Origin of the sequence: Paenibacillus sp. BIC5C1 (assembly GCF_032399705.1) — a bacterium.
GTDB lineage: Bacteria > Bacillota > Bacilli > Paenibacillales > Paenibacillaceae > Paenibacillus > Paenibacillus taichungensis_A.
In genome coordinates, this window is the sequence record NZ_CP135922.1 from 970,673 (window position 1) to 993,120 (window position 22,448).

Annotated in this window: 16 protein-coding genes, 3 rRNA genes and 1 riboswitch; of the genes, 7 read left to right on the forward strand and 12 right to left on the reverse strand. The window is 47.6% G+C overall.

Annotated elements, in window-relative coordinates:
- Positions 1-59 precede the first annotated feature (59 nt).
- The 3 genes from RS891_RS04510 to licT all read right to left on the reverse strand — a co-directional run bounded on the left by RS891_RS04510 (position 60) and on the right by licT (position 4,456).
- The gene (locus RS891_RS04510) at positions 60-1,469 is read right to left on the reverse strand and encodes a glycoside hydrolase family 1 protein (RefSeq protein WP_113055684.1); all 1,410 of its coding nucleotides are present in this window, start codon (positions 1,467-1,469) and stop codon (positions 60-62) included.
- Positions 1,470-1,511: 42 nt separating this feature from the next.
- A complete protein-coding gene (locus RS891_RS04515) occupies positions 1,512-3,410 on the reverse strand; it encodes a beta-glucoside-specific PTS transporter subunit IIABC (RefSeq protein WP_315794560.1) in 1,899 nt (632 codons plus the stop codon).
- A 185-nt stretch (positions 3,411-3,595) separates the two neighbouring features.
- On the reverse strand, positions 3,596-4,456 hold the full coding sequence (gene licT / locus RS891_RS04520; RefSeq protein WP_315794561.1) for a BglG family transcription antiterminator LicT: 861 nt from the start codon (positions 4,454-4,456) through the stop codon (positions 3,596-3,598).
- 311 nt (positions 4,457-4,767) lie between these two features.
- Here licT and RS891_RS04525 point away from each other — a divergent pair, with 311 nt between their 5' ends.
- Positions 4,768-4,935, forward strand: a complete 168-nt coding sequence (locus tag RS891_RS04525) for a DUF3934 family protein (protein WP_064642109.1) — start codon at positions 4,768-4,770, stop codon at positions 4,933-4,935.
- A 180-nt stretch (positions 4,936-5,115) separates the two neighbouring features.
- Here the strand turns inward: RS891_RS04525 and RS891_RS04530 are convergent, their stop codons facing one another.
- A complete protein-coding gene (locus RS891_RS04530) occupies positions 5,116-6,882 on the reverse strand; it encodes a methyl-accepting chemotaxis protein (protein WP_113055687.1) in 1,767 nt (588 codons plus the stop codon).
- Positions 6,883-7,897: 1,015 nt separating this feature from the next.
- Between RS891_RS04530 and RS891_RS04535 the strand changes: the two genes are divergently transcribed.
- From RS891_RS04535 to RS891_RS04555, 5 genes are all read left to right on the forward strand, one after another.
- Positions 7,898-9,449, forward strand: a 16S ribosomal RNA gene (locus RS891_RS04535).
- 309 nt (positions 9,450-9,758) lie between these two features.
- Positions 9,759-12,684: ribosomal RNA gene (locus RS891_RS04540) — 23S ribosomal RNA — on the forward strand.
- A gap of 79 nt (positions 12,685-12,763) precedes the next feature.
- Positions 12,764-12,880, forward strand: a 5S ribosomal RNA gene (gene rrf / locus RS891_RS04545).
- The 16S, 23S and 5S rRNA genes sit together here, the layout of an rRNA operon.
- Before the next feature lie 224 nt (positions 12,881-13,104).
- Positions 13,105-13,728, forward strand: a complete 624-nt coding sequence (locus RS891_RS04550) for a deoxynucleoside kinase (RefSeq protein ID WP_113056173.1) — start codon at positions 13,105-13,107, stop codon at positions 13,726-13,728.
- Positions 13,725-14,375 carry a deoxynucleoside kinase gene (locus RS891_RS04555; protein ID WP_113056172.1) on the forward strand — a complete coding sequence of 217 codons (651 nt, stop codon included), beginning with the start codon at positions 13,725-13,727 and terminating at the stop codon, positions 14,373-14,375. The genes RS891_RS04550 and RS891_RS04555 overlap by 4 nt, the downstream gene beginning before the upstream one ends.
- A gap of 95 nt (positions 14,376-14,470) precedes the next feature.
- Here RS891_RS04555 and RS891_RS04560 read toward each other — a convergent pair whose 3' ends face one another.
- A complete protein-coding gene (locus RS891_RS04560; RefSeq protein WP_315794562.1) occupies positions 14,471-14,932 on the reverse strand; it encodes a ferritin-like domain-containing protein in 462 nt (153 codons plus the stop codon).
- A gap of 196 nt (positions 14,933-15,128) precedes the next feature.
- Between RS891_RS04560 and RS891_RS04565 the strand changes: the two genes are divergently transcribed.
- Positions 15,129-15,611, forward strand: a complete 483-nt coding sequence (locus tag RS891_RS04565) for a hypothetical protein (RefSeq protein ID WP_315794563.1) — start codon at positions 15,129-15,131, stop codon at positions 15,609-15,611.
- Between the two features lie 368 nt (positions 15,612-15,979).
- Here the strand turns inward: RS891_RS04565 and RS891_RS04570 are convergent, their stop codons facing one another.
- The 7 genes from RS891_RS04570 to RS891_RS04600 all read right to left on the reverse strand — a co-directional run bounded on the left by RS891_RS04570 (position 15,980) and on the right by RS891_RS04600 (position 22,098).
- Positions 15,980-16,723: a MerR family transcriptional regulator gene (locus tag RS891_RS04570; RefSeq protein WP_315794564.1), complete on the reverse strand. Its 744-nt coding sequence runs from the start codon at positions 16,721-16,723 to the stop codon at positions 15,980-15,982.
- A 163-nt stretch (positions 16,724-16,886) separates the two neighbouring features.
- Positions 16,887-17,552, reverse strand: coding sequence for a thiamine phosphate synthase (gene thiE, locus RS891_RS04575; protein ID WP_315794565.1), 666 nt, complete (start codon positions 17,550-17,552; stop codon positions 16,887-16,889).
- Positions 17,552-18,364, reverse strand: coding sequence for a bifunctional hydroxymethylpyrimidine kinase/phosphomethylpyrimidine kinase (thiD, locus tag RS891_RS04580; protein WP_315794566.1), 813 nt, complete (start codon positions 18,362-18,364; stop codon positions 17,552-17,554). The genes thiE and thiD overlap by 1 nt, the downstream gene beginning before the upstream one ends.
- Entirely contained in the window at positions 18,361-19,173 is an 813-nt protein-coding gene (thiM, locus tag RS891_RS04585; RefSeq protein WP_315794567.1) for a hydroxyethylthiazole kinase, read from the reverse strand. The genes thiD and thiM overlap by 4 nt, the downstream gene beginning before the upstream one ends.
- 239 nt (positions 19,174-19,412) lie before the next feature.
- Positions 19,413-20,480 carry an ABC transporter substrate-binding protein gene (locus tag RS891_RS04590; RefSeq protein WP_315794568.1) on the reverse strand — a complete coding sequence of 356 codons (1,068 nt, stop codon included), beginning with the start codon at positions 20,478-20,480 and terminating at the stop codon, positions 19,413-19,415.
- Between the two features lie 48 nt (positions 20,481-20,528).
- Positions 20,529-21,344 (reverse strand): ABC transporter permease, encoded by an 816-nt coding sequence (locus RS891_RS04595; protein ID WP_397386893.1) that lies wholly within the window; start codon positions 21,342-21,344, stop codon positions 20,529-20,531.
- The gene (locus tag RS891_RS04600) at positions 21,331-22,098 is read right to left on the reverse strand and encodes an ABC transporter ATP-binding protein (RefSeq protein ID WP_315794569.1); all 768 of its coding nucleotides are present in this window, start codon (positions 22,096-22,098) and stop codon (positions 21,331-21,333) included. The genes RS891_RS04595 and RS891_RS04600 overlap by 14 nt, the downstream gene beginning before the upstream one ends.
- 170 nt (positions 22,099-22,268) lie before the next feature.
- Positions 22,269-22,371: riboswitch (TPP riboswitch) on the reverse strand.
- Positions 22,372-22,448 lie beyond the last annotated feature (77 nt).

Here is a 22,448-nt window from a genome sequence, read left to right on the forward strand (position 1 = left end):
CTACTTGACAGGGGTAAGACCAAACCATGTGTAGCCGACTGGCTTTTTATTTTACCGTATTAACGGACTTCTCCATTGGTTTCAATCAGTTTTTGATACCAGTGGAAGCTCTGTTTTCGGATACGTCTTAATTCCTTGATATCGAATTCTTCCCGATCCACGTAGATGAATCCATAACGTTTGCTTGATCCCTGATGTGTGCTGACCAGATCAATCGCAGACCAAGGGCAGAAGCCGAATACATCTACACCGTCTGTAATAGCCAGTTGGATCTGTTCGATATGTTTATTGAAAAACTCGATGCGGTAAGGGTCGTTGACCACGTCGCCTTCCTCCAGTTTATCAAATGCACCCAGACCATTCTCGGTAACGATCAATGGCAGATGATAACGGGAGTAAATCTGACGCAGGGTAGAGCGGAAGCCGACCGGATCAATTTCCCAACCAAATTCAGTTTTTTGCAGATTTGGATTTACAGATCCTCTATATGCGCCTGGTTCACCTACGATTTCGTGCTGATCTCCTGTATGTGAGAAGTCATTACCATCGTTTAGACTTTCACCAACGGTTTGGGAAGTATAGTAGTTAAACGCAATAAAGTCAGGGTTTCCTTGAGCCAGGATATCCATGTCTCCATCTTCAATGACAGGGGTATATCCTTTTTCTTCGAGATAACTCCAGGCAACATGATTGTAGCGTCCATATACCGCCATATCGAGATAGAGCCAGTTGCGAATGGCAGCATAGTTATCAGCAGCGAGCGTATCTTCCGGTTTGGAGCTCGCAGGGTAGATAACACCGATATTGGGAGCTGGGCCGATTTTGGCTTCAGGCAGCATCTCATGACACAGGACCATGGCTTTGGCTTGAGCGACCAGCATGTGGTGATTTTGCTGATACAGTGTTTTTTGTGGATCAACAAGCGTTGTATCCAGTGTACCCAGCGAGCCAGGATGCAGGATCAGCATATTTTGTTCATTGATGGTCAGCCAATATTTAACCCGGTCACCGTAGTTCTCATAAAGAGTTTTGGCATATTGTTCAAAGGCATCTATCGTTGCGCGGTTGGACCAGCCGCCTTTTTCTTCAAGCGCATAAGGAAGATCAAAGTGATACATGGTCACAATGGGTTCAATACCGTATTTAATTAACTCATTAATGAGAGAATCGTAAAATGCCAGTCCCTTTGGATTTACTTCACCAGCGCCTTGCGGATAGATGCGAGTCCAGGCGATGGAGAAGCGGTAGGCTTTGAAGCCCATTTCGGCCATCAGGGCCACATCTTCTTTGTACATATGATAGTGATCACTGGTTACCTTGAAGTCGGTTACGCCTTCCACATGATTGCCCATGTCGATGACAGAAGGGCCTTTGCCATCTTCATTCCAGGCTCCCTCAATTTGATAGGCAGAGGTTGAACCTCCCCAGAAGAAATCTTTAGGAAATGGTTTCAGTTGAGTATGTTTCATGGTTAGTTCCTCCTAAGTTGAATTCGTATAATATAAGTTGGGTCAGACAACGAGAGTCAGTAGGACATCATTTTTCTGTACCTGCTCTTGATTCGTTTCGAACACATCCACTTCTTGCTGCGTTAGGGTAACGATGACAGGGGTTACGGTTTCGTATCCTGCTTCCTTGATCTTATCGATGTCAAACTGGATCAACAGATCGCCCTGTCTAACGATATCGCCTTCCTGAACGACAGGATTAAAATGTTTTCCCTTCAGCGCCACCGTGTTAATACCAATGTGAATCAAAATCTCGGTACCTGTGTTGGTCGTTAAACCAATGGCATGTCCAGTTGGGAAGAGCGAAGTTATAACACCATCCACCGGAGCGACGACTTCACCAATCTCAGGAACAATCGCTAATCCTTTGCCCATGGCACCTGTTGAGAAAGCAGGGTCATTAATAGTGCTCAAGGCGACAGCTTTACCTGTAAGAGGACTGTAAATTTGCTCCTTTTTGATTTCAGTTGTTTTTGCCTCAGGTAGGACAGAAAGTTCTTCCGGTGTGCTTTCAGTCGATGTATTGGAGACAGGTTCATTTGTTTCGGAGGTTGTGTCTTTGGTTTTGCTTTCATATCCGAACATCACGGTCAATACCGCTGCTACCGCAAAGGAGCAGGCAATCGCAATCACATAGACAACCGTTGGTGTATACACAGGAATGGCAAATATATTATGGAACACATAAGCAGTCATTTTAACGCCAAAGTGACCATTAATCGCACCGCCGATCGCACCTGCAATGACAACGATAGGAATCACTCGTTTATAACGCAAGATCAGACCGTATACGATCGGTTCAGTTACACCTGCAAGTAAACCGGTAAGGCTGGTGGAGCCTGCAAGGGTTCGCAGGGTTTTGTTCTTTTTGGCTTTCAGGAAAATACCGCAGGCTACACCGATTTGTGCAAACACGGCTGCAGCAGCCATAGCTTCAATTGGATCGCCGCCAACCCCGATATTCTGAATCGTAATAGGTGTGAAGCCCCAGTGGAGTCCGAAGACAACCATGAAGGTCATGAATCCGCCCAGTACAATTCCTGACAAAATGCCACTGACGCCAATAAGCCAAGTTACGCCGGAGGAGATCCAGTCACCTACCGTAGTGCCGAATGGTCCGAAGGCCATTGCGGACAAAGGAACCATAATCATCAGAGCAATCATCGGTACCAGGAACAATTGCAGGTCTTTCAAAATGATTTTCTTGAGTAACTTATCCAGAACGGCGTAGATGCTGATTGATATGAAGATTGGGAATACGCTGGCTGAATAATTCATCATGACAACCGGTATGCCCAGGAACGATACATCCGAGCCTTTATCCATCAGTCCGGTGAAGTTCGGCTCCATCAGAGCGGCACCAATTACACCGGCTACATAAGGATTGGCTTTCAGTTTCATACCAAGTGTGATACCGAGGAAGATTGGCAAGAAATAAAAGACGGCGTTGCCGGCAGCAGATAGAATCAGGTACGTGTCACTTGTATCAGACATCCATCCGAGCATGGTCAGGACAGTCAGCAAAGCTTTTAACATACCTGAACCTGCCATGGCCGGGATTAACGGTGAGAAACTTCCGGATATAATTTCAAAAACTTTGGATAAAACCGAGGTTTTTTCTCCTTTGGACTCAGCGGATGAGGAAGAATCTCCTCCAAAATCTCTGTTCTTCATGATCTCTGCATATACATGAGCCACATTGCTGCCAATGACGACCTGGAACTGTCCACCGCTTTCGACAACGGTAATGATACCATCGTGTTTCTCGAGCGTTTCGCGTTCTGCCTTTTTCGAATCCTTTAGATCGAATCTCAGGCGGGTTGCACAGTGGACAAGCCCATTGATATTGGCTTCTCCGCCGACGAGGCGAACGATGTCATCCCCCATTTTTTTATGATCCATGTTCATTCTCCTTTGTTGTTAAGATTGCCTGAAAACAAAAAAATACCTAAACGAATGGCTATGATCATCGGAAAAAATGACCCGTTGCCAATCATTTAGGTATCGCCTGCTTTACCAGTAACAATCCTTGTCGTTAAGTTGTGAGACCTACTATAAATGACGCCGAAATCGTTTGCAAGCTTTTTTTATTCAGCGTCCAGCATTTCATTACGGGAAGTGACACGGTGAATATGGATCGTCAAATACACTTTTTCATCAATAGACATGGCGCTTTCAAACTTCTCTTCAAGGTATTGATTAATGAATTGTGTACACTGAAAAGCCTTGGCATATTTGTCTTTAACCTGCTCATACAGGAAGTTATCACCCGATGCAAATTGCTCCTGTTCATTACTCAGCATTCTCTGCACAAAGTATTGAAGATGGGTAATAAACCGGGAATAATTAAATGAATTTTCATCCAGTGTGATGTGGTAATGATTGGTGACAATGTTGAAAATATCATCAATAACCTCGGTAATTTCAACCGTTTGTTTCATACCCTGACCGTCTTGCCGGGCGTTGACAAAGTGCATGGCAATAAAGCTGGCCTCATGCTCATCCATTTGGATGCCGAATTGTTCCTGAATCAGATTGACAGCATTCATGCCGATCCAAAATTCTTTTTTGTAAAATTTCTTGATTTGCCACAAAAGGGAATTCTTTAGTCCGACGGATTTGCGGTACCTTGTAATGGCGAATTGAATATGATCAATCAACGAAATATAGATATTATCACTAAAAATATCGCCCATTTCCTTTTTGGCATGGCCTACAATTTCGTCAGCCAATTTTAAATATTCAACCGATGTTTCACCGATCAGGTCAATCAATTTTTGCGGTATTTTATCCGATTTCAGCACAAAGGTTTTCTCGATTTTATCCTCATCCACGGGCTGTCCATTTTTCTTCTTGAAACCCAGACCGTTGCCGATGACAACAAACTCTTGGCCTACCTGATTCTCGGCGCGAATGACGTTGTTGTTGAAAATCTGTCGGATGATCATGTATGTGTTCACCTCAATAGCTCGTAATAATAACAAAAAACCCAAACAAAGGCTTATTGGACAGCCTTTTGTTTGGGTATCGCCTGCTTACCAGTAACAATCCCGAAGAAGACGGAGCTTCCTCTTTCAATTATGTCCACTATACCGCTTTCATAACAGAATAACAATACAATGATTTATGGAAATGAACGTAAAGACGTCAATTTTTGTTATAATAAGAAAGCTGGAAGTGAATTAGATGGGCTGGGTTGCATAATAAGTTACCGAGGACGGTCATTTTTAAGCATATACAGGATTATTGGAGTGATAACATGAGCAAAGCAAAAGGAAAAGGCGGCACCGGCCGTGGTACTGGCAAAAAAGGTTGGAATCGTTGGCAAGCCGCTGCTAACCGAGCGAAAAGTGCTCCGAAGCCTTATAAAAGTAAAGGCACAAAGAATAAAACCGATGCGGAAACGCCAAGTGACAAGTCCGTGTAAATGGGCACGAGATAGAGTAGAGAAGGGATCTGACCTGAATAAAGGGATGGTCTCTTTTTTATTTCGTCGCAAGCGCATCAGTTTAAACGAATACAAAAAAACCAAGAGCAGGAATTACCCTCAAGCATCTTGGTTTTTTGTTATTAACATTATTATTGTTTACTCACTTGGTATTCAACTCTAGTTAGCTCTTACTTTGAAGAAGGAGATCAGTTCTTGCAATTGGCCCGATACAGCCGAAAGTTCATCAGAGGCAGCAACAATGGAAGCCATGGATGATTCCTGTTCGGCAATGGATTGCTCAATCTGTTTGCTGCTATGTGCTGCTTTGCTGACGCTCGCAGACAACTCATCCGCAGTAGCGGACATTTCCTGTGTGCTGGCGGATATTTCTTCGGTTGAGCTGGAGATATCCTGAATTTGGTTAGCGACTTTGTTCGTAGCTGTCAAAATATCTTCAAAGAATTGCCCCGTCTCCATAGTGACCTGAGATCCCTTCTCCACTTCTTGAGAGCCAAGCTGCATAGCTTCAGCTGATTGAAGGATATCGCGCTGAATGCCGTCAATTAAGGTACGGATCTGTTTGGCAGAATCCTGGGACTGTTCAGCGAGTTTGCGTACTTCCCCTGCCACCACCGCGAACCCTTTTCCTTCCTCACCAACACGAGCCGCCTCAATGGAAGCATTCAGGGCGAGCAGATTAGTCTGATCTGCAATTTGCGTAATCATATTTACGATGCTGCTAATTTCGTTGGAACGACTTTCCAAAGACTGTATCGATTCCGACGTGTGTTTCACAGCACCGGAGATCAGTCTCATCTGCTCAACCACTTGTTGCATAATCTCATGCCCTGAATTGGAGCGTTGTTCCATGCTTAATGCTTCATCCGCTACATCTGCAGAACTGCTGGCAATCGTCTGCACAACGGTAGACATTTCTGTCATTGCTCGGGCACTTTCCACGCTCGCCTGATCCTGCGAGCGAAGGCCGTGAGAGATGTCCCGGATATTGCTGCTGATCATCTGGATATTATCATTATTTTTCTCGGAAATATCTAATAATTTCTTGGATGAGTCAGAGAGGTGATACGAAGTTGTTTGGACTTTGTACATCGTGTCATTGAATCGCTGAATCATCGTATTGAATTTTTCATTGATAATTCCCAGATCATCCCGTCCGGTTTGGATGGTTACATCCAGATTGCCTGCGCTTGCAGTCTCAATACCTTTCATAAGGTCACGGATTGGCTTAAGTGTTTTCTTCAATAGAATGTACTGCAGTACCATAAACAGGATCAGGAAACCGATAAGGAAAATACTACTGTATGTAATCAGCTTATGAAGTCCTTTTGGAACTGCGTTTGCATCAACGTCGAAGTAAAGTGCAGCGTACATTTTTCCTTCGGCATTTTTAATAGGGTACATAATCGTAGTCCAAGTACCGTATTCGTCCGTATAAAAGCTACTTAATGCGGCCTCGTCGTCGTTTTTCATACCTTTAAGAGCTATAACATTTTTCTGTGGTAATGGATACATTGAACCTGCTGCCATATTGCTTTCTTCGAAAGGTCCCAACAAATTAGTAGGGATCGCAATGATGGACGTCTGATTTCCTTCCTTCAGTTCGGTGCCAAAGATATAGGCTTGTGCAATATTAGGATATAGCTCGTGGATAGAATCCAGGTAATCTCTTAATTCCTTCTGAACAGGTCCAGAATAACTTTTCTCTTTTACTGCTTCAAGTACTTTGTCTGTATCCAGATCATCAAACCATTTCTGTGTTGTAACTTCCGCCTGCTCATACAATTGTTGACTCAAAATATTCTTTTGCAGCTGATATCCCGCAGTAATCAGAATAACCCCAATCAACATAATGCTGCCGAATGAAATAACGAGATTTTTAGCAAAGAAGGGAAGAGTACTCCACCTTATCTTATCTAACAACATAGTTCACTCCTTTTTCTAATTGTGACCATCTGGATGCGTGTTCGCTCTACGTATGGTACTTTGTATCCATGTGATATATCGTAATAGGGTTAGACTAATGTTAGTTTTTGAATGAAAATGATGCTTTAGTACCAAGGTTTTCAGAATTTCTCTCATTTCTTTCATTATTGTGTTCATAAATAAATAATGCGCAAATTCATAGGGGTAATTTCATTGAAAGATTGGAGAAATTAAATGCCCGAAAGAATGTGGCCCCTTCATTTTAAAAGGTGAATTGTGCGTAACATGTATATACATAAAGGAAAGAGGGATATATGTTGAAATAAAGCTATGCGCATATATGAACTACATGAATACGCAAAAATGACTCTAAACGAGGCTTTACAAATATCGGAAAGATCACTGAATGATATCCTGTTACTGTAATGAGAGACAGCAGTATATAGATGAAGCTAACTTAATAACCTATGACATTAATGAAGAAAAGTTTTCTCGGCACTACGAAACAAACTGTTCATTAGAGCTTAGGCGTTAGGATTACAACGGATATAGACTGCCCATAAAACTAAAAGAGCGGTTCTGTAGATTCCGTTAGCTTAACAACTGCTGGAGTGCATTTATATTAGGAGAGTAGATCAACTCAATGTGAATAAAATTAATTTATTATATTATGGGTTGTAATTAGTATTAGAACATGATATATTATTAATCCGGCCAAGAAAACACAAGAAACACGGTGCGGCAAGCGAATGAAATAAGCTTCGAAAGAAACTTAAAAAAAGAACTTGCAAAGTTGGTTCGGACATGATAATATATAAGAGTTGCTGAAGAGAACAACGACGGCAACGAAAACAAGTTTGATCTTTGAAAACTGAACAACGAGTGAGTAACGATCTTGCTTGCAAGATCGACGCTGAGAAATCGGTACAAGTCTTCGGACTGTATGATTTCGAAGCATAAATGAGATTTTTAATCTCGTCAGTTTCAAAATGAGCTTATCGCTCTTTTCAATACTTTATTGGAGAGTTTGATCCTGGCTCAGGACGAACGCTGGCGGCATGCCTAATACATGCAAGTCGAGCGGACCTGAAGAGAAGCTTGCTTCTCTGATGGTTAGCGGCGGACGGGTGAGTAACACGTAGGCAACCTGCCCTCAAGCTTGGGACAACTACCGGAAACGGTAGCTAATACCGAATAGTTGTTTTCTTCTCCTGAAGAGAACTGGAAAGACGGAGCAATCTGTCACTTGGGGATGGGCCTGCGGCGCATTAGCTAGTTGGTGGGGTAACGGCTCACCAAGGCGACGATGCGTAGCCGACCTGAGAGGGTGATCGGCCACACTGGGACTGAGACACGGCCCAGACTCCTACGGGAGGCAGCAGTAGGGAATCTTCCGCAATGGGCGAAAGCCTGACGGAGCAATGCCGCGTGAGTGATGAAGGTTTTCGGATCGTAAAGCTCTGTTGCCAGGGAAGAACGCTTGGGAGAGTAACTGCTCTCAAGGTGACGGTACCTGAGAAGAAAGCCCCGGCTAACTACGTGCCAGCAGCCGCGGTAATACGTAGGGGGCAAGCGTTGTCCGGAATTATTGGGCGTAAAGCGCGCGCAGGCGGTCATTTAAGTCTGGTGTTTAATCCCGGGGCTCAACCCCGGATCGCACTGGAAACTGGGTGACTTGAGTGCAGAAGAGGAGAGTGGAATTCCACGTGTAGCGGTGAAATGCGTAGATATGTGGAGGAACACCAGTGGCGAAGGCGACTCTCTGGGCTGTAACTGACGCTGAGGCGCGAAAGCGTGGGGAGCAAACAGGATTAGATACCCTGGTAGTCCACGCCGTAAACGATGAGTGCTAGGTGTTAGGGGTTTCGATACCCTTGGTGCCGAAGTTAACACATTAAGCACTCCGCCTGGGGAGTACGGTCGCAAGACTGAAACTCAAAGGAATTGACGGGGACCCGCACAAGCAGTGGAGTATGTGGTTTAATTCGAAGCAACGCGAAGAACCTTACCAGGTCTTGACATCCCTCTGATCGATACAGAGATGTATCTTTCCTTCGGGACAGAGGAGACAGGTGGTGCATGGTTGTCGTCAGCTCGTGTCGTGAGATGTTGGGTTAAGTCCCGCAACGAGCGCAACCCTTGATCTTAGTTGCCAGCACTTCGGGTGGGCACTCTAAGGTGACTGCCGGTGACAAACCGGAGGAAGGTGGGGATGACGTCAAATCATCATGCCCCTTATGACCTGGGCTACACACGTACTACAATGGCCGGTACAACGGGCTGTGAAGCCGCGAGGTGGAACGAATCCTAAAAAGCCGGTCTCAGTTCGGATTGCAGGCTGCAACTCGCCTGCATGAAGTCGGAATTGCTAGTAATCGCGGATCAGCATGCCGCGGTGAATACGTTCCCGGGTCTTGTACACACCGCCCGTCACACCACGAGAGTTTATAACACCCGAAGTCGGTGGGGTAACCGCAAGGAGCCAGCCGCCGAAGGTGGGATAGATGATTGGGGTGAAGTCGTAACAAGGTAGCCGTATCGGAAGGTGCGGCTGGATCACCTCCTTTCTATGGAGAATCGTTTCCCGTAGCGGAAACATTCAAATACGCAGCTTAGCTGCAAAACTTACTCACTCGTTGCTCAGTTTTGAGAGCTCAAACTCTCAAACAGCTTGCTTTTGCATGGAGCTTGTTCTTTGAAAACTAGATATCGAAACGAAAATTGCGATTTAGAACATTCCTTTAAGCTGATCTTGTGTAAACAAGTGAAGTGTTTATAAGGTAGACTGCTATTGCGATGGTATCGAATGGGAAGCGACTTTTGGCTTTGGACGTAGTCCAAAACAAGCGGGGCGCGCCATCGAAACCGGAGCAACTGGTTAAGCTACTAAGAGCACACGGAGGATGCCTAGGCGCTAGGAGCCGATGAAGGACGTGGCGAACAACGAAACTGCCTCGGGGAGCTGTAAGCAAGCTTTGATCCGGGGGTGTCCGAATGGGGAAACCCAGCTGGGGTAATTTCCAGTTACTCATAACTGAATACATAGGTTATGTAGAGGCATACCAGGGGAACTGAAACATCTAAGTACCCTGAGGAAGAGAAAACAATAGTGATTCCGTCAGTAGCGGCGAGCGAACGCGGAGAAGCCCAAACCAGAGAGCTTGCTCTTTGGGGTTGTGGGACATCTCACATGGAGTTACAAAGGAACCGGTTAAACGAAGAGGTCTGGAAAGGCCCGCCAAAGAAGGTAAAAGCCCTGTAGTTGAAAGTCTGTTCTCTCCGAGATGTATCCCGAGTAGTGCGGGGCACGTGAAACCCCGTATGAATCCGGCAGGACCATCTGCCAAGGCTAAATACTTCCTAGCGACCGATAGTGAAGCAGTACCGTGAGGGAAAGGTGAAAAGCACCCCGGAAGGGGAGTGAAATAGAACCTGAAACCGTGTGCTTACAAAAAGTCAGAGCCCGTTTTAGGGGTGATGGCGTGCCTTTTGTAGAATGAACCGGCGAGTTACGTTCCCGTGCAAGGTTAAGGTGAAGAGCCGGAGCCGCAGCGAAAGCGAGTCTGAATAGGGCGACATAGTACGTGGACGTAGACCCGAAACCGGGTGATCTACCCCTGTCCAGGGTGAAGGTGCGGTAACACGCACTGGAGGCCCGAACCCACGCACGTTGAAAAGTGCGGGGATGAGGTGGGGGTAGCGGAGAAATTCCAATCGAACTCGGAGATAGCTGGTTCTCCCCGAAATAGCTTTAGGGCTAGCCTCGGAAAACAGAGTCGTGGAGGTAGAGCACTGATTGGGTGCGGGGCCCGCAAGGGTTACCAAGCTCAGTCAAACTCCGAATGCCATAGACTTACTTCCGGGAGTCAGACAGTGAGTGCTAAGATCCATTGTCAAAAGGGAAACAGCCCAGACCATCAGCTAAGGTCCCCAAGTGTGTGTTAAGTGGGAAAGGATGTGGAGTTGCACAGACAACCAGGATGTTGGCTTAGAAGCAGCCACCATTGAAAGAGTGCGTAATAGCTCACTGGTCGAGTGACTCTGCGCCGAAAATGTAACGGGGCTAAACACACCACCGAAGCTATGGCTTGATGCTTTGCATCAGGGGTAGGGGAGCGTTGTATAAGGGTTGAAGGTGTACCGTAAGGAGCGCTGGACATTATACAAGTGAGAATGCCGGTATGAGTAACGAAAAGATCAGTGAGAATCTGATCCGCCGAAAGCCTAAGGGTTCCTGAGGAAGGCTCGTCCGCTCAGGGTAAGTCGGGACCTAAGGCGAGGCCGAAAGGCGTAGTCGAAGGACAACAGGTCGAAATTCCTGTACCACCGTAAGCCGTTATGAGCAATGGGGGGACGCAGCAGGGTAGTGACGCGGACTGATGGATGTCCGTCTAAGCAGTGAGGCTGATGTGTAGGCAAATCCGCACATCGTAAGGCTGGGCTGTAATGGGGAGCGAAAATTATAGTAGCGAAGGTCATGATCTCACACTGCCAAGAAAAGCCTCTAGCCAGGTGATGGTGCCCGTACCGCAAACCGACACAGGTAGGCGAGAAGAGAATTCTAAGGCGCGCGGAAGAACTCTCGTTAAGGAACTCGGCAAAATGACCCCGTAACTTCGGGAGAAGGGGTGCCCCGGTAGTGTGAATAGCACGAGGGGGCCGCAGTGAAAAGGCCCAAGCGACTGTTTAGCAAAAACACAGGTCTGTGCGAAGCCGTAAGGCGAAGTATACGGGCTGACGCCTGCCCGGTGCTGGAAGGTTAAGGGGAGCGGTTAGGAGCAATCCGAAGCTGTGAACCGAAGCCCCAGTAAACGGCGGCCGTAACTATAACGGTCCTAAGGTAGCGAAATTCCTTGTCAGGTAAATTCTGACCCGCACGAATGGCGTAACGACTTGGGCGCTGTCTCAACGAGAGATCCGGTGAAATTTTAATACCTGTGAAGATGCAGGTTACCCGCGACAAGACGGAAAGACCCCATGGAGCTTTACTGCAGCTTGATATTGAATTTGGGTACGATCTGTACAGGATAGGTGGGAGCCTTTGAAGCAGGAGCGCAAGCTTCTGTGGAGGCACCGTTGGGATACCACCCTGATCGTATCTAGGTTCTAACCTGGTACCGTAATCCGGTGCGGGGACAGTGTCAGGTGGGCAGTTTGACTGGGGCGGTCGCCTCCTAAAGAGTAACGGAGGCGCCCAAAGGTTCCCTCAGAATGGTTGGAAATCATTCGAAGAGTGCAAAGGCATAAGGGAGCTTGACTGCGAGACCTACAAGTCGAGCAGGGACGAAAGTCGGGCTTAGTGATCCGGTGGTACCGCATGGAAGGGCCATCGCTCAACGGATAAAAGCTACCCTGGGGATAACAGGCTTATCTCCCCCAAGAGTCCACATCGACGGGGAGGTTTGGCACCTCGATGTCGGCTCATCGCATCCTGGGGCTGAAGTAGGTCCCAAGGGTTGGGCTGTTCGCCCATTAAAGCGGTACGCGAGCTGGGTTCAGAACGTCGTGAGACAGTTCGGTCCCTATCTGTCGTGGGCGTAGGAAATTTGAGAGGAGCTGTCCTTAGTACGAGAGGACCGGGATGGACGTACCGCTGGTGTACCAGTTGTTCCGCCAGGAGCACCGCTGGGTAGCTATGTACGGACGGGATAAGCGCTGAAAGCATCTAAGCGTGAAGCCCCCCTCAAGATGAGATTTCCCAGTATGTAAGACCCCTTGAAGACGACGAGGTAGATAGGCTGGGGGTGGAAGTGCAGCAATGCATGGAGCTGACCAGTACTAATCGGTCGAGGGCTTATCCAATATGCAGGTTATGAATCGCAAATTTCGTTTCGGATCTAGTTTTCAGAGAATGATCTCTGAATGTAAGCTAAGCTATGCGTTTGGTGGCGATGGCGGAGGGGTTCCACACGTACCCATCCCGAACACGACCGTTAAGCCCTCTAGCGCCGATGGTACTTGGACCGCAGGGTCCTGGGAGAGTAGGACGCCGCCAAGCAATCAAAAGACACGATCGTACATAAGCGATCGTGTCTTTTTCTGTTATTATGATCTTGGAAATGAATCAAACTACTGTAGGCTGTTTTATATATCTTCGTTTTAGAGATAAAACTCATTTTATACATAAAATACTGGCCTTCCCATCATCCAAGTTGTGATACAATAGGTGGGGTCTGTATAGAAACGGAACACGCAATGAGTACGAGGAGGAACTGAATTACGATGAAATCAGCCCCGTTTATTGCCGTGGAGGGTCCGATTGGTGCGGGGAAAACAACGTTGGCAACGATGCTTTCTCAGGAACTGAACCTTCCGCTGGTCAAGGAAATTGTAGAAGAGAATCCCTTTTTGGCTTCCTTCTATCAGGATATAGATGAGTGGAGCTTCCAGCTTGAGATGTTTTTCCTCTGTAACCGGTTCAAGCAACTGGAAGACACAGGTGCGCATTATATTAAGAAGAATACACCCGTCATTTCGGACTATCATATCTATAAAAATATGATTTTTGCTGATCGTACCTTAAAGGGAACGAAACGGGACAAATACCGTCAAATCTATCATCTCTTAACGGATGATCTGCCGAAACCCAATCTGGTGCTCTATATTGAGGCTGAACTCGATACATTGATGAACCGGATCAACAAACGTGGACGGTCTTTTGAACAGGATATGGACCCGGCTTATATGGAGCAGTTAATTGCAGATTATAAAACAGGTATGGCCTACCTGGCTGGCAGCCCGAATCCGCCAATAATTATTAAGGTGAATGCGGAGCAACTTGATTTTGTAGAGTATCCCGAACATTTCAAACAGATTGTTAATCAGGTAAAGGAGTATATCACATGAACAACTATGGCATTCCGACGAATGCATTAATTACGGTAGCAGGTACCGTTGGGGTGGGCAAATCCACGCTAACAGCGGCACTAGCAGAGCGATTAAGCTTCAAGACTTCTCTTGAGCAAGTCGACCATAATCCATATCTGGAGAAGTTCTATCATGACTTTGAACGTTGGAGCTTCCATTTACAGATATACTTCTTGGCAGAGCGCTTCAAGGAACAGAAGAAAATCTTTGAATTGGGCGGCGGATTTGTACAGGATCGTTCTATTTATGAGGATACAGGTATCTTTGCGCAAATGCATGCAGATCAGGGCACAATGTCGGCTACGGATTTTGAGACGTACAGCAGTTTGTTTGAAGCGATGGTAATGACACCTTATTTCCCTCATCCTGACGTACTGATTTACCTGGAAGGTAGTCTGCCATCCATTCTGAATCGAATTACGGAACGCGGACGGGAGATGGAAATCCAGACGGACCGTTCCTACTGGGAGCATATGCATGAGCGCTATTCGGTATGGATTAATCAGTTTACGGCCTGTCCAGTACTGCGTTTGAACATCGATGAGTATGATGTGAATGACCCAGCATCGGTGGATGCCATTTTGGCGCAGATTGCTGCTGTCATCAATCCTTCCAAGCGAGCTTAAGTGTATATAAAAACTGCCTTATGACAAGAGATAATTAGATTTATATAGTCTTCCCCTCTACGCCAGCGAAAGCTTATAGAGGGGAATTTTTTTCGTTATTTGGTCATAGGAGAATTCTCAAAAGATGTTTTTGACTTATGCTTTGTTAAGTAATACAGGAACCAGACGGCATGCCTCTGCTCATCCGTTGCTGCACGTCGAAACGATTCCTTAATGTAAGGGTCATTTGCTTGATCTGCGACTTGTGAGTAAAACTCAACCGTGTTTTGCTCATCATTAAAAGCATAATCTATACCCGCGAAATACTCTGATGGACAATCCGGAGAAATTTGGACCGTAGGTTGCGTACCTGTTAACGAAACATAAATGGCGGAGAATTTTTGAAGATGTTCTAATTCATCAAGACGTATCTCCAGAATACGTGCTTTTTCCACTTCTGAGGGAGCTAATTCTGCCAGTTTTGCGTAACAGGCAATTGCTGAGGATTCTCCATTAATAGCTTTGGAAATTTGCGCTAACAGCATATTGTCATTCCGGTAATAGGGAACATAGTACATGGGGAGTACTCCTTCCTTCCAAACTCGTTTTAACCAGAATATGCGGTTAATGGGCGGGCGTTCCTATTTCTTAAAAAGTGGGGGAACGATACAAAAGCAGGGAGAAATTTGTTGAATAAAAGGAGTATTTGTGGTTTCATAGGAAAGGTGAATTCTGGAAAAGAAGCATAAGCATGACTCAGGAGGGAAAGACAACGTGGAAGAGAAACAAGGAATCAAGATTGGCATGCCAATCGTTGGTGGATTATTGGCAGCAGTTGTAGGAGGGATTGTGTGGGCAGTGATCGCTGCCATGACGGAAAGGGAGCTAGGGCTCATTGCTATCGTCATTGGGGCGCTCACAGGCTACGCGGTTGTATTGTTTTCGAACAAACGGATCGCGACGCTACACAAAGCCATTGCAGTCATTTTTGCACTTATCGGCATTTTGCTTGGAAAGTATCTGACGGTGGTGTATTTTACTTCCGAGTTGTTCAGCGATGCAAGCATGTTGGATCTGGTGTTCGATGGGGAGATGGTAAGTGCATTTGTGGAAACCTTTACGGATTATTTCAGTGAGCCGGTTGACCTGTTATTCATTGTACTGGCGATTGTATCGGCATGGCAGATTCCAGGACGGATGGCGAAGACCAGTCTGGCATCGGATGCTTCTTCGTCTAATCACGCTCCTAGAGCTTAACCGATGATAGCAGGAAGCAGACCTGTGTAATACAGGGACTGCCTTCATCTAAAAAGTACTCAGAGTGAATGACTGTAATGGTTTATTCACATTGCGGCTGAGATACTAAAAGAGGGACGTGACGCTTTAGGGCGTACGTCCCTTTTTTGTGTAAACTGAGTAATGTTGAATCCCTTCGACTGTCTAGCACATTTGCATGAACACGGAAAAGTTGTGGGAGAAGGGAGTTCTATTTAATACGATCATATTGCCTGTATCGAGAGAGCAAGCTTTCCTTAGCAATAGAAAGATCGAAATGGAACTACTTGTCTACCTCTGATTACGTGAGGATCGGATAATGTTATATGCGGAGTCAATCCAGGTCTGGATTAACTGTTCTGATCAGCAAACGCAGCCATGGCATCCCTCATAAATACAGCCAAGCCATCACCGAATTGATCAATATTACGTGTAAAACGTTCGTCGTCTACGTACATTTGGCCCAACCCTCTGAAGGCTTCAGGAGAATAATTGCCCATATTGTTCAGATAGTTGTACCATTCCGAGATTCCGGCTTGAGCTTCGGCAGAGTTTGGATCCGTGTGACGAATTGCTGCAAGTCGAGTGTAGATTGAATTCATTTGATCGGATAGAGCTTTTTGCTCCCCAGGAGACTGGTTTTGTAACTTTTGATTAGCCTGATCCACTGCTTGGTCTCCCCAACGTTCCCGCGCTTCCTGCTCATACGGATTATGACTGAAATTAAACCCTTCAAATTGTTCTTTGGCTGTCATCTTAATTTCTCCTCTCACGTGTTGAACCGATTTATCAATGGTGGCGATCATTTGGTCCAACCGCTTGCGTTTCTCCAGCAAAATAAGGCGATGCATATTTAGAGCTTCTTCTCGATCGAACGATGGATTGTTTATAATCTCCTTGATATCTTTCAGAGAGAAATCGAGTTCTTTAAAAAATATAATCTGCTGCAGCATTTCCAGATTGGCATCTGAATACAGTCGATATCCGGCAGAAGTCACTTCGTCCGGTGTTAACAGTCCGATCTCATCATAATGATGCAGTGTGCGCACACTGATCCCGACAAGTTCGGCGACTTCTTTTACTTTCATGGCCATGATTACAACCTCCTTACACCACCGATTGTACAGCGTCACGTTACGTGAGAGTCAACAAATAAAAATAAGATGCAGGCATGGAAGCTGCATCTTGAGAATGACTGAATGTGCTGCACCCTTTATCTGGTGCAGCACACGGGCTGGCGGTGCAGGGAGCGCATGGCTACGCCTGCATCCCGCGCACCGCTGCAGCGAACTTCGCAGCCGCTGCGCGTACATCGGCCGCGCCCGCAATGGCGGAGATGACGGCTACGCCGTCGGCTCCTGCCGCCATCACGGCGGCCGTGGTATCGGGCGTAATGCCGCCGATACCTACCACCGGAACTGCGATGCCTGCGGCGCGCAGTTCCGCTACCCCAGCGGGGCCCAGCACAGCGTGGGCATCCGCTTTGGACCGCGTCGGGTACATGGGCCCGACGCCAAGATAGTCGGCGCCCGCCTGCACCGCACGGCGGGCTTCCTCCGCGGAGTGGGCGGATACGCCAAGCATCCGCCCTTCTCCGATGCGGGCGCGTACCAGCGCCGCGTCCGCATCGTTCTGGCCGACATGGATGCCGTCGGCCTCCACCGCCACAGCCAGCTCCACATCATCGTTCACGATGAACGGTATCCCGTGCTGGCTGCATACCTCGCGAAGCCGCATCGCAAGCGTGATGCGGGCTTCGCCAACCAGAGCGCCAGTTCCTTTTTCCCGGAACTGGAACAGCGTAATGCCGCCAGCAATGGCCTGGCGCAGCACCTCCACCGGGTCACGCGTCGTATTCACGCTGCCCATGACCAAATACACCTGCATCGCAAGCCGTACTGCTTCTGCATCCAGAGGGCGCATTACTGTTCACCCCGCAGTCTGCGCTGATACGCAAAATGATTCGTCGGTCCATGTCCGGCCCCAATCCCCAGCTCATCTTCGATGGCTGCCTGAATGAATGCTCGCGCGGTGATGACGGCAGCCAGTACAGTTGAGCCCTTCGCCAATTCGGCAGTAATGGCCGCGGAATACGTACAACCCGTTCCATGGGTATGCCTTGTCACCACCCGAACATTCTCCAAATAGTGAAAAGACTGCCCATCATAAAGCACATCGACAATCATGCCACTCCCCTCATCATGACCACCTTTCACCAAAGCATACGTGGAGCCCATCTGCACGATTCGTCTTGCAGCTTCTTCGCGCTGACTCAAATTCATAATAGACATTCCAGTAAGAAGCTCGGCTTCCGGAATATTCGGGGTCGTGATCAGTGCATGAGGCAGCAGCTCTGTAATTAGCGCTTGAACGGCCTCCTGCTGTAGCAGGGGAGCGCCTCCTTTGGCAACCATAACCGGATCGATGACCAGATTGGACCAGCCATATTGCTGCCATTTCTCGGCAACCAGTTTAATGATTTCGGCACTATAGAGCATGCCCGTCTTCACGGCTGTAGGATGAAAATCATCACCGGTCGAATCCAATTGTTGAGCGATACCATCGTAAGGAATAGGGAAGACGCCCTGCACACCTGTTGTATTCTGGGCAGCAATGGCTGTAATTACAGTCATGCCGTATACACCGAGCTCCTGAAAGGTCTTCAGGTCTGCTTGAATTCCGGCCCCGCCACCGTTATCGGAACCAGCAATCGTTAAAGCCTGCGCAATACTCATTGCGCACCCCCATCAATCTGGCGAATCTGTGCCCGCTCTGCGAGAATGTCAGGTGTCACTTGAGCCAGTTGATTCAGCAATTCGATCTGGAAGCTGCCCGGTCCCAGCTCAGCGGTATGTTCCGCCGCAATCTCTGCTGCAACACCATAGAAAGCGAGTGCCTCCACAACACTGCCGAGCAAGTCGTCTCCCGGTTTCGCTATGGCTGCAAAAGCACCAATTACCGAGCTGAGCAAGCAGCCTGCACCAGTCACTTGGGTAAGCAGGGCATGTCCATTACTCGTCAGGAATGTCGTTTGTCCATCTGTAATGACATCCTCGCGTCCGGTAATGACGACCACACAGCCGAGTTTTTGTGCTGCCCGTTCTGCTATTCCAATTCGATCGCCCTCGCCTTGACCGGCATCCACACCTTTGATACTCCAACGCTCACCGATGACATTGGCAACTTCCGCCACATTGCCCCGCAGCACCGTGAGGCGAAGCTCACGGACGAGCATCTGAACGGTTTCCGTACGATAGGCGGTTGCGCCAGCTCCCACCGGATCGAGCACAACAGGTACGTTATTTGAATTAGCTGATTGACCAGCCAAACGGATCGCCTCGACCACCTTTTCGTCCAGTGTACCAATGTTCAGTACAACTGCTCCCGACATCTTGGCAACATCAGCGACTTCTTCATGTGCATAGGCCATAAACGGAGATGCACCTAGTGCGAGCAAACCGTTGGCCGTAAACGGCGCAACGACAATATTCGTAATGTTATGAACAAGCGGATTTTGCGTACGAACACGTTCCAGATAAGACATATAAGTTCCTCCTTATAAATAAGCAATTTGAGAACAAAAGCAGGCAGGGCAGAGTTGCCCTTATATCAGTTGCTAACTCTGCAACGTTGCCGGTTTCCAATTAATGTCGGGTGTTAAACGTTATTCCCGGATAGCTGCAAAGTCCGTATAGAAAAGCCTAATAGAAGGCCCTCATCCTCGTTAAAGATTCCATTCGTCCCAATGTAATCCCGAAACTACTCTTGTGAGCGACACCTTTCTTACTCGCCCTGTAGATTAATAAAAGCATCCTCAGCCTTCACGGTATCCGGAATCAGTTCACTTTGAACCAACCATGCCCGAACATTTTCCCAGGACGAGGCGTCCTGACTGCCAAACGGCTGACTTTCTTCATTCATCAAGGGCAGTAAAATATTCAGACTTTTGGTTTCGATCTCCGGGTCAAGAGGAGACGTTTCGTTCTCATGTGCGAGCAGAATGTTCAGCGCGTTCTCAGGGTACTCTGTCACATATTTCTGTCCTTCTTGTATCGCTTTAATGAAGCGGGTAAGCTGATCCTTTTTCGCTTCAATGCCCGCATCACTTGCAGTGAGGACCAGTTCATAATAATCAGGTACACCGTAATCGACAGGATTGATCGATTTCATGGCATGGCCTTCCTTTTCCAGAATCAATTGTTCATGGTTAATAAAACCACCCATAATGGCATCTGCCTGTCCGGAAGCCAGGGAAGGGATCAGGTCAAATCCCACATCCACCAGATTCATCTTGTCGGGATTACCGCCATCCTGGCTGATCATGGTACGCACCATCGCTTCATACAGAGGGATTGAGGAATAGCCAACCGTCTGCCCTTCGAGATCTTTTGGTGACTTCACTTTACCGTCTGCTTCGGTCAACAGATGCACAAGCGGATGACGAACGACGGCTGCAATCGAACGTACAGGAATGTTCTCCCCACGAGCGAGCAAGATTTGCGGCTGGTAGCTTAGTGCCAGATCGATTTTCCCGGCGGCAACAAGTTTGAGTGAGTCATTGGTATCGGCAGGCATCTGGATATCGACATCCAGACCTTGATCCGCGAAGTAACCTTTTTCCTGAGCAGCATAGATGAAGGAATGCACTGCATTCGGGTACCAATCGAGCATGATGGACAGCTTGTCTTTGGATGCCGATGGCGTTTCTATTGCAGATGATTCTGTATCGTTTGCATTGAAATTTGAATCTGTAGCAGGTGTATTGGTAACCGTATTTCCGCATCCGCTGACGATCAGCAACAGGGTCATAAGCAGAATGGGGAGCAGGGAATAGAAATGCTTTTTGTTCATAACGTAAAGTTCCTCGTTTCTTTTGTTTTCTGTTTTGAAATCCGAAAGTTATCCAGCTTTTCTTCTACCTGCATGCCGCCGTGATGTACCGAATCTTCTCTCCATCCATGCAATGAGTACAAACAGGGCGATACCAAGCAGGGATAACAGCACGATGGCGGCGAACATGGCATCCGTGTTCATATTGCTCGACATTCTGCGGCTGAAGTAACCAAGGCCCTTGCTTCCACCGAGCCATTCACCGATCGTTGCACCGACCACACAATACACCACAGACATTTTCAGTCCCGAAAAGAAGGAGGGAAGGGCAAGTGGAATCTGGAGTTTGCGAAAAATATCCCACTTGCTGGCCCCCATCGTCAGCAGCAGTTCACGCTGCTCCGGATCACCCTGACGCAGGCCATCGTAGGTGCTCACCACTATGGGGAAAAATGCAATCAGGAACACCACCGCAACTTTACTCCACAAGGTGTAGCCAAACCACAGGATGAAGACGGGGGATAGGGCAATCAGCGGGATCGTCTGACTGATCACGATGAAGGGATATAACGCTTTTTCAATCGACCGATTCATATGCATACCAGTTGCAAGTACAATTCCGGCAACAATGGACAAGCCAAAACCAACGGCAACCTCCATCAAGGTAGCAGGCAGATGTGTAGCCAACAAGAGGTGGCGATGCTCATACAGCGAACGGGCAATCGCCGTCGGGGCTGGAATGATGAAGGAAGGCACCCATCCCATACGCACAACCCACTCCCAGATGACAAGCAGCAAGAGCATGAGCAAAAAAAACAGACCATAACGGGCAAGCCAACCTCTTATGCTATCCTTCATGCTGTCTCTCAAGTTACCGTATCGCATGCAATTGTTCCTCCAATAGTCGTCTCATCTGAACGAGAGCCGGTTCGTAGATCATGTCCGAATGTCTTGGACGTGCCAAAGGTACCGTCAGATCCTGCAGCTGTTGGCCTTGGCCCCCCGGAGTTAACAGGATAATCCGATCACTGAGCAGCAGGGCTTCTTCAATGTCATGTGTGATGAACAACACGGTTTTGCCCATGCCTTCCCAGAGCTCCAGTAGCCAGCGATGCATCTCCCGTTTGGTCAGGGCATCGAGTGCACCGAATGGTTCATCCAGCAGCATAAGTTGGCCACCTGTCAGCAAAGTGCGAAGCAGCGCGACACGCTGGCGCATACCACCTGACAGCTCGTTCGGGTAAGCATTCGCGTGGCCGGATAAGCCAAATCTGTCGAGACCAGCCAGAATGTCCGCTCGTATCCTTACCTTATCCTGCCGACCTGGAGTAAGTTCAGAGGGGAGTATGCAATTCTCCATGACGGTTCTCCAGGATAAAAGGAGGTCCTTTTGTGGCATGTAGGCCACCTGCCCCAGTCGCTTTCCTTCTTGAACCCAAGGAATGTCAATGGTTCCGTGTGTTGGCTCAAGCAAGCCTGCCAGCAGCTTGAACAGGGTACTTTTGCCGGAGCCGCTGGAACCGATGAGCGAGACAAATTCGCCTTTGGCTACACGCATCGACACATTGGAGAGCACGGGGGAATCCCTTTTTCCCGGGAAAGCGTAGCTCATGTTGTGAATGGTTATGTCGTTATTCATCTCGTTCCGTCCCCCCTTGTGATTCAAAATTCAAACCGCAGGATCTTTAATTACACCTTCTGATCTGCCCGCAGAACGCGAAAAAGACCCACCCATTTCCGGAGAAATGAGTGGGTCTGTAAGTTCAATTCACATTAAATTTCATCATCAACATGAAAAAATCCGCTTACTGAGAGGCCGCTCCACTTCCCTCCGCTGGTATGATCCAGATCAGGTTCAAAGGGTCCGAATCGTTCGATTCGTCTCAGCCGCAAGGCTCCCCTAGTGCAATGTTTAAGATATGCAGTTGTGTGTTCAGCATATATCACATGCAAGTGGAATGTAAAGAGTGTGGCCTAAAAGAAGTGTGA

Coding starts and splice junctions, on each gene's coding strand:
- RS891_RS04510 (WP_113055684.1), bottom strand. CDS start 1,469: ATGAAACATACTCAACTGAAACCATTTCCTAAAGATTTCTTCTGGGGA.
- RS891_RS04515 (WP_315794560.1), bottom strand. CDS start 3,410: ATGGATCATAAAAAAATGGGGGATGACATCGTTCGCCTCGTCGGCGGA.
- licT (WP_315794561.1), bottom strand. CDS start 4,456: ATGATCATCCGACAGATTTTCAACAACAACGTCATTCGCGCCGAGAAT.
- RS891_RS04525 (WP_064642109.1), top strand. CDS start 4,768: ATGAGCAAAGCAAAAGGAAAAGGCGGCACCGGCCGTGGTACTGGCAAA.
- RS891_RS04530 (WP_113055687.1), bottom strand. CDS start 6,882: ATGTTGTTAGATAAGATAAGGTGGAGTACTCTTCCCTTCTTTGCTAAA.
- RS891_RS04550 (WP_113056173.1), top strand. CDS start 13,105: ATGAAATCAGCCCCGTTTATTGCCGTGGAGGGTCCGATTGGTGCGGGG.
- RS891_RS04555 (WP_113056172.1), top strand. CDS start 13,725: ATGAACAACTATGGCATTCCGACGAATGCATTAATTACGGTAGCAGGT.
- RS891_RS04560 (WP_315794562.1), bottom strand. CDS start 14,932: ATGTACTATGTTCCCTATTACCGGAATGACAATATGCTGTTAGCGCAA.
- RS891_RS04570 (WP_315794564.1), bottom strand. CDS start 16,723: ATGGCCATGAAAGTAAAAGAAGTCGCCGAACTTGTCGGGATCAGTGTG.
- thiE (WP_315794565.1), bottom strand. CDS start 17,552: ATGCGCCCTCTGGATGCAGAAGCAGTACGGCTTGCGATGCAGGTGTAT.
- thiD (WP_315794566.1), bottom strand. CDS start 18,364: ATGAGTATTGCGCAGGCTTTAACGATTGCTGGTTCCGATAACGGTGGC.
- thiM (WP_315794567.1), bottom strand. CDS start 19,173: ATGTCTTATCTGGAACGTGTTCGTACGCAAAATCCGCTTGTTCATAAC.
- RS891_RS04590 (WP_315794568.1), bottom strand. CDS start 20,480: ATGAACAAAAAGCATTTCTATTCCCTGCTCCCCATTCTGCTTATGACC.
- RS891_RS04595 (WP_397386893.1), bottom strand. CDS start 21,344: ATGCGATACGGTAACTTGAGAGACAGCATGAAGGATAGCATAAGAGGT.
- RS891_RS04600 (WP_315794569.1), bottom strand. CDS start 22,098: ATGAATAACGACATAACCATTCACAACATGAGCTACGCTTTCCCGGGA.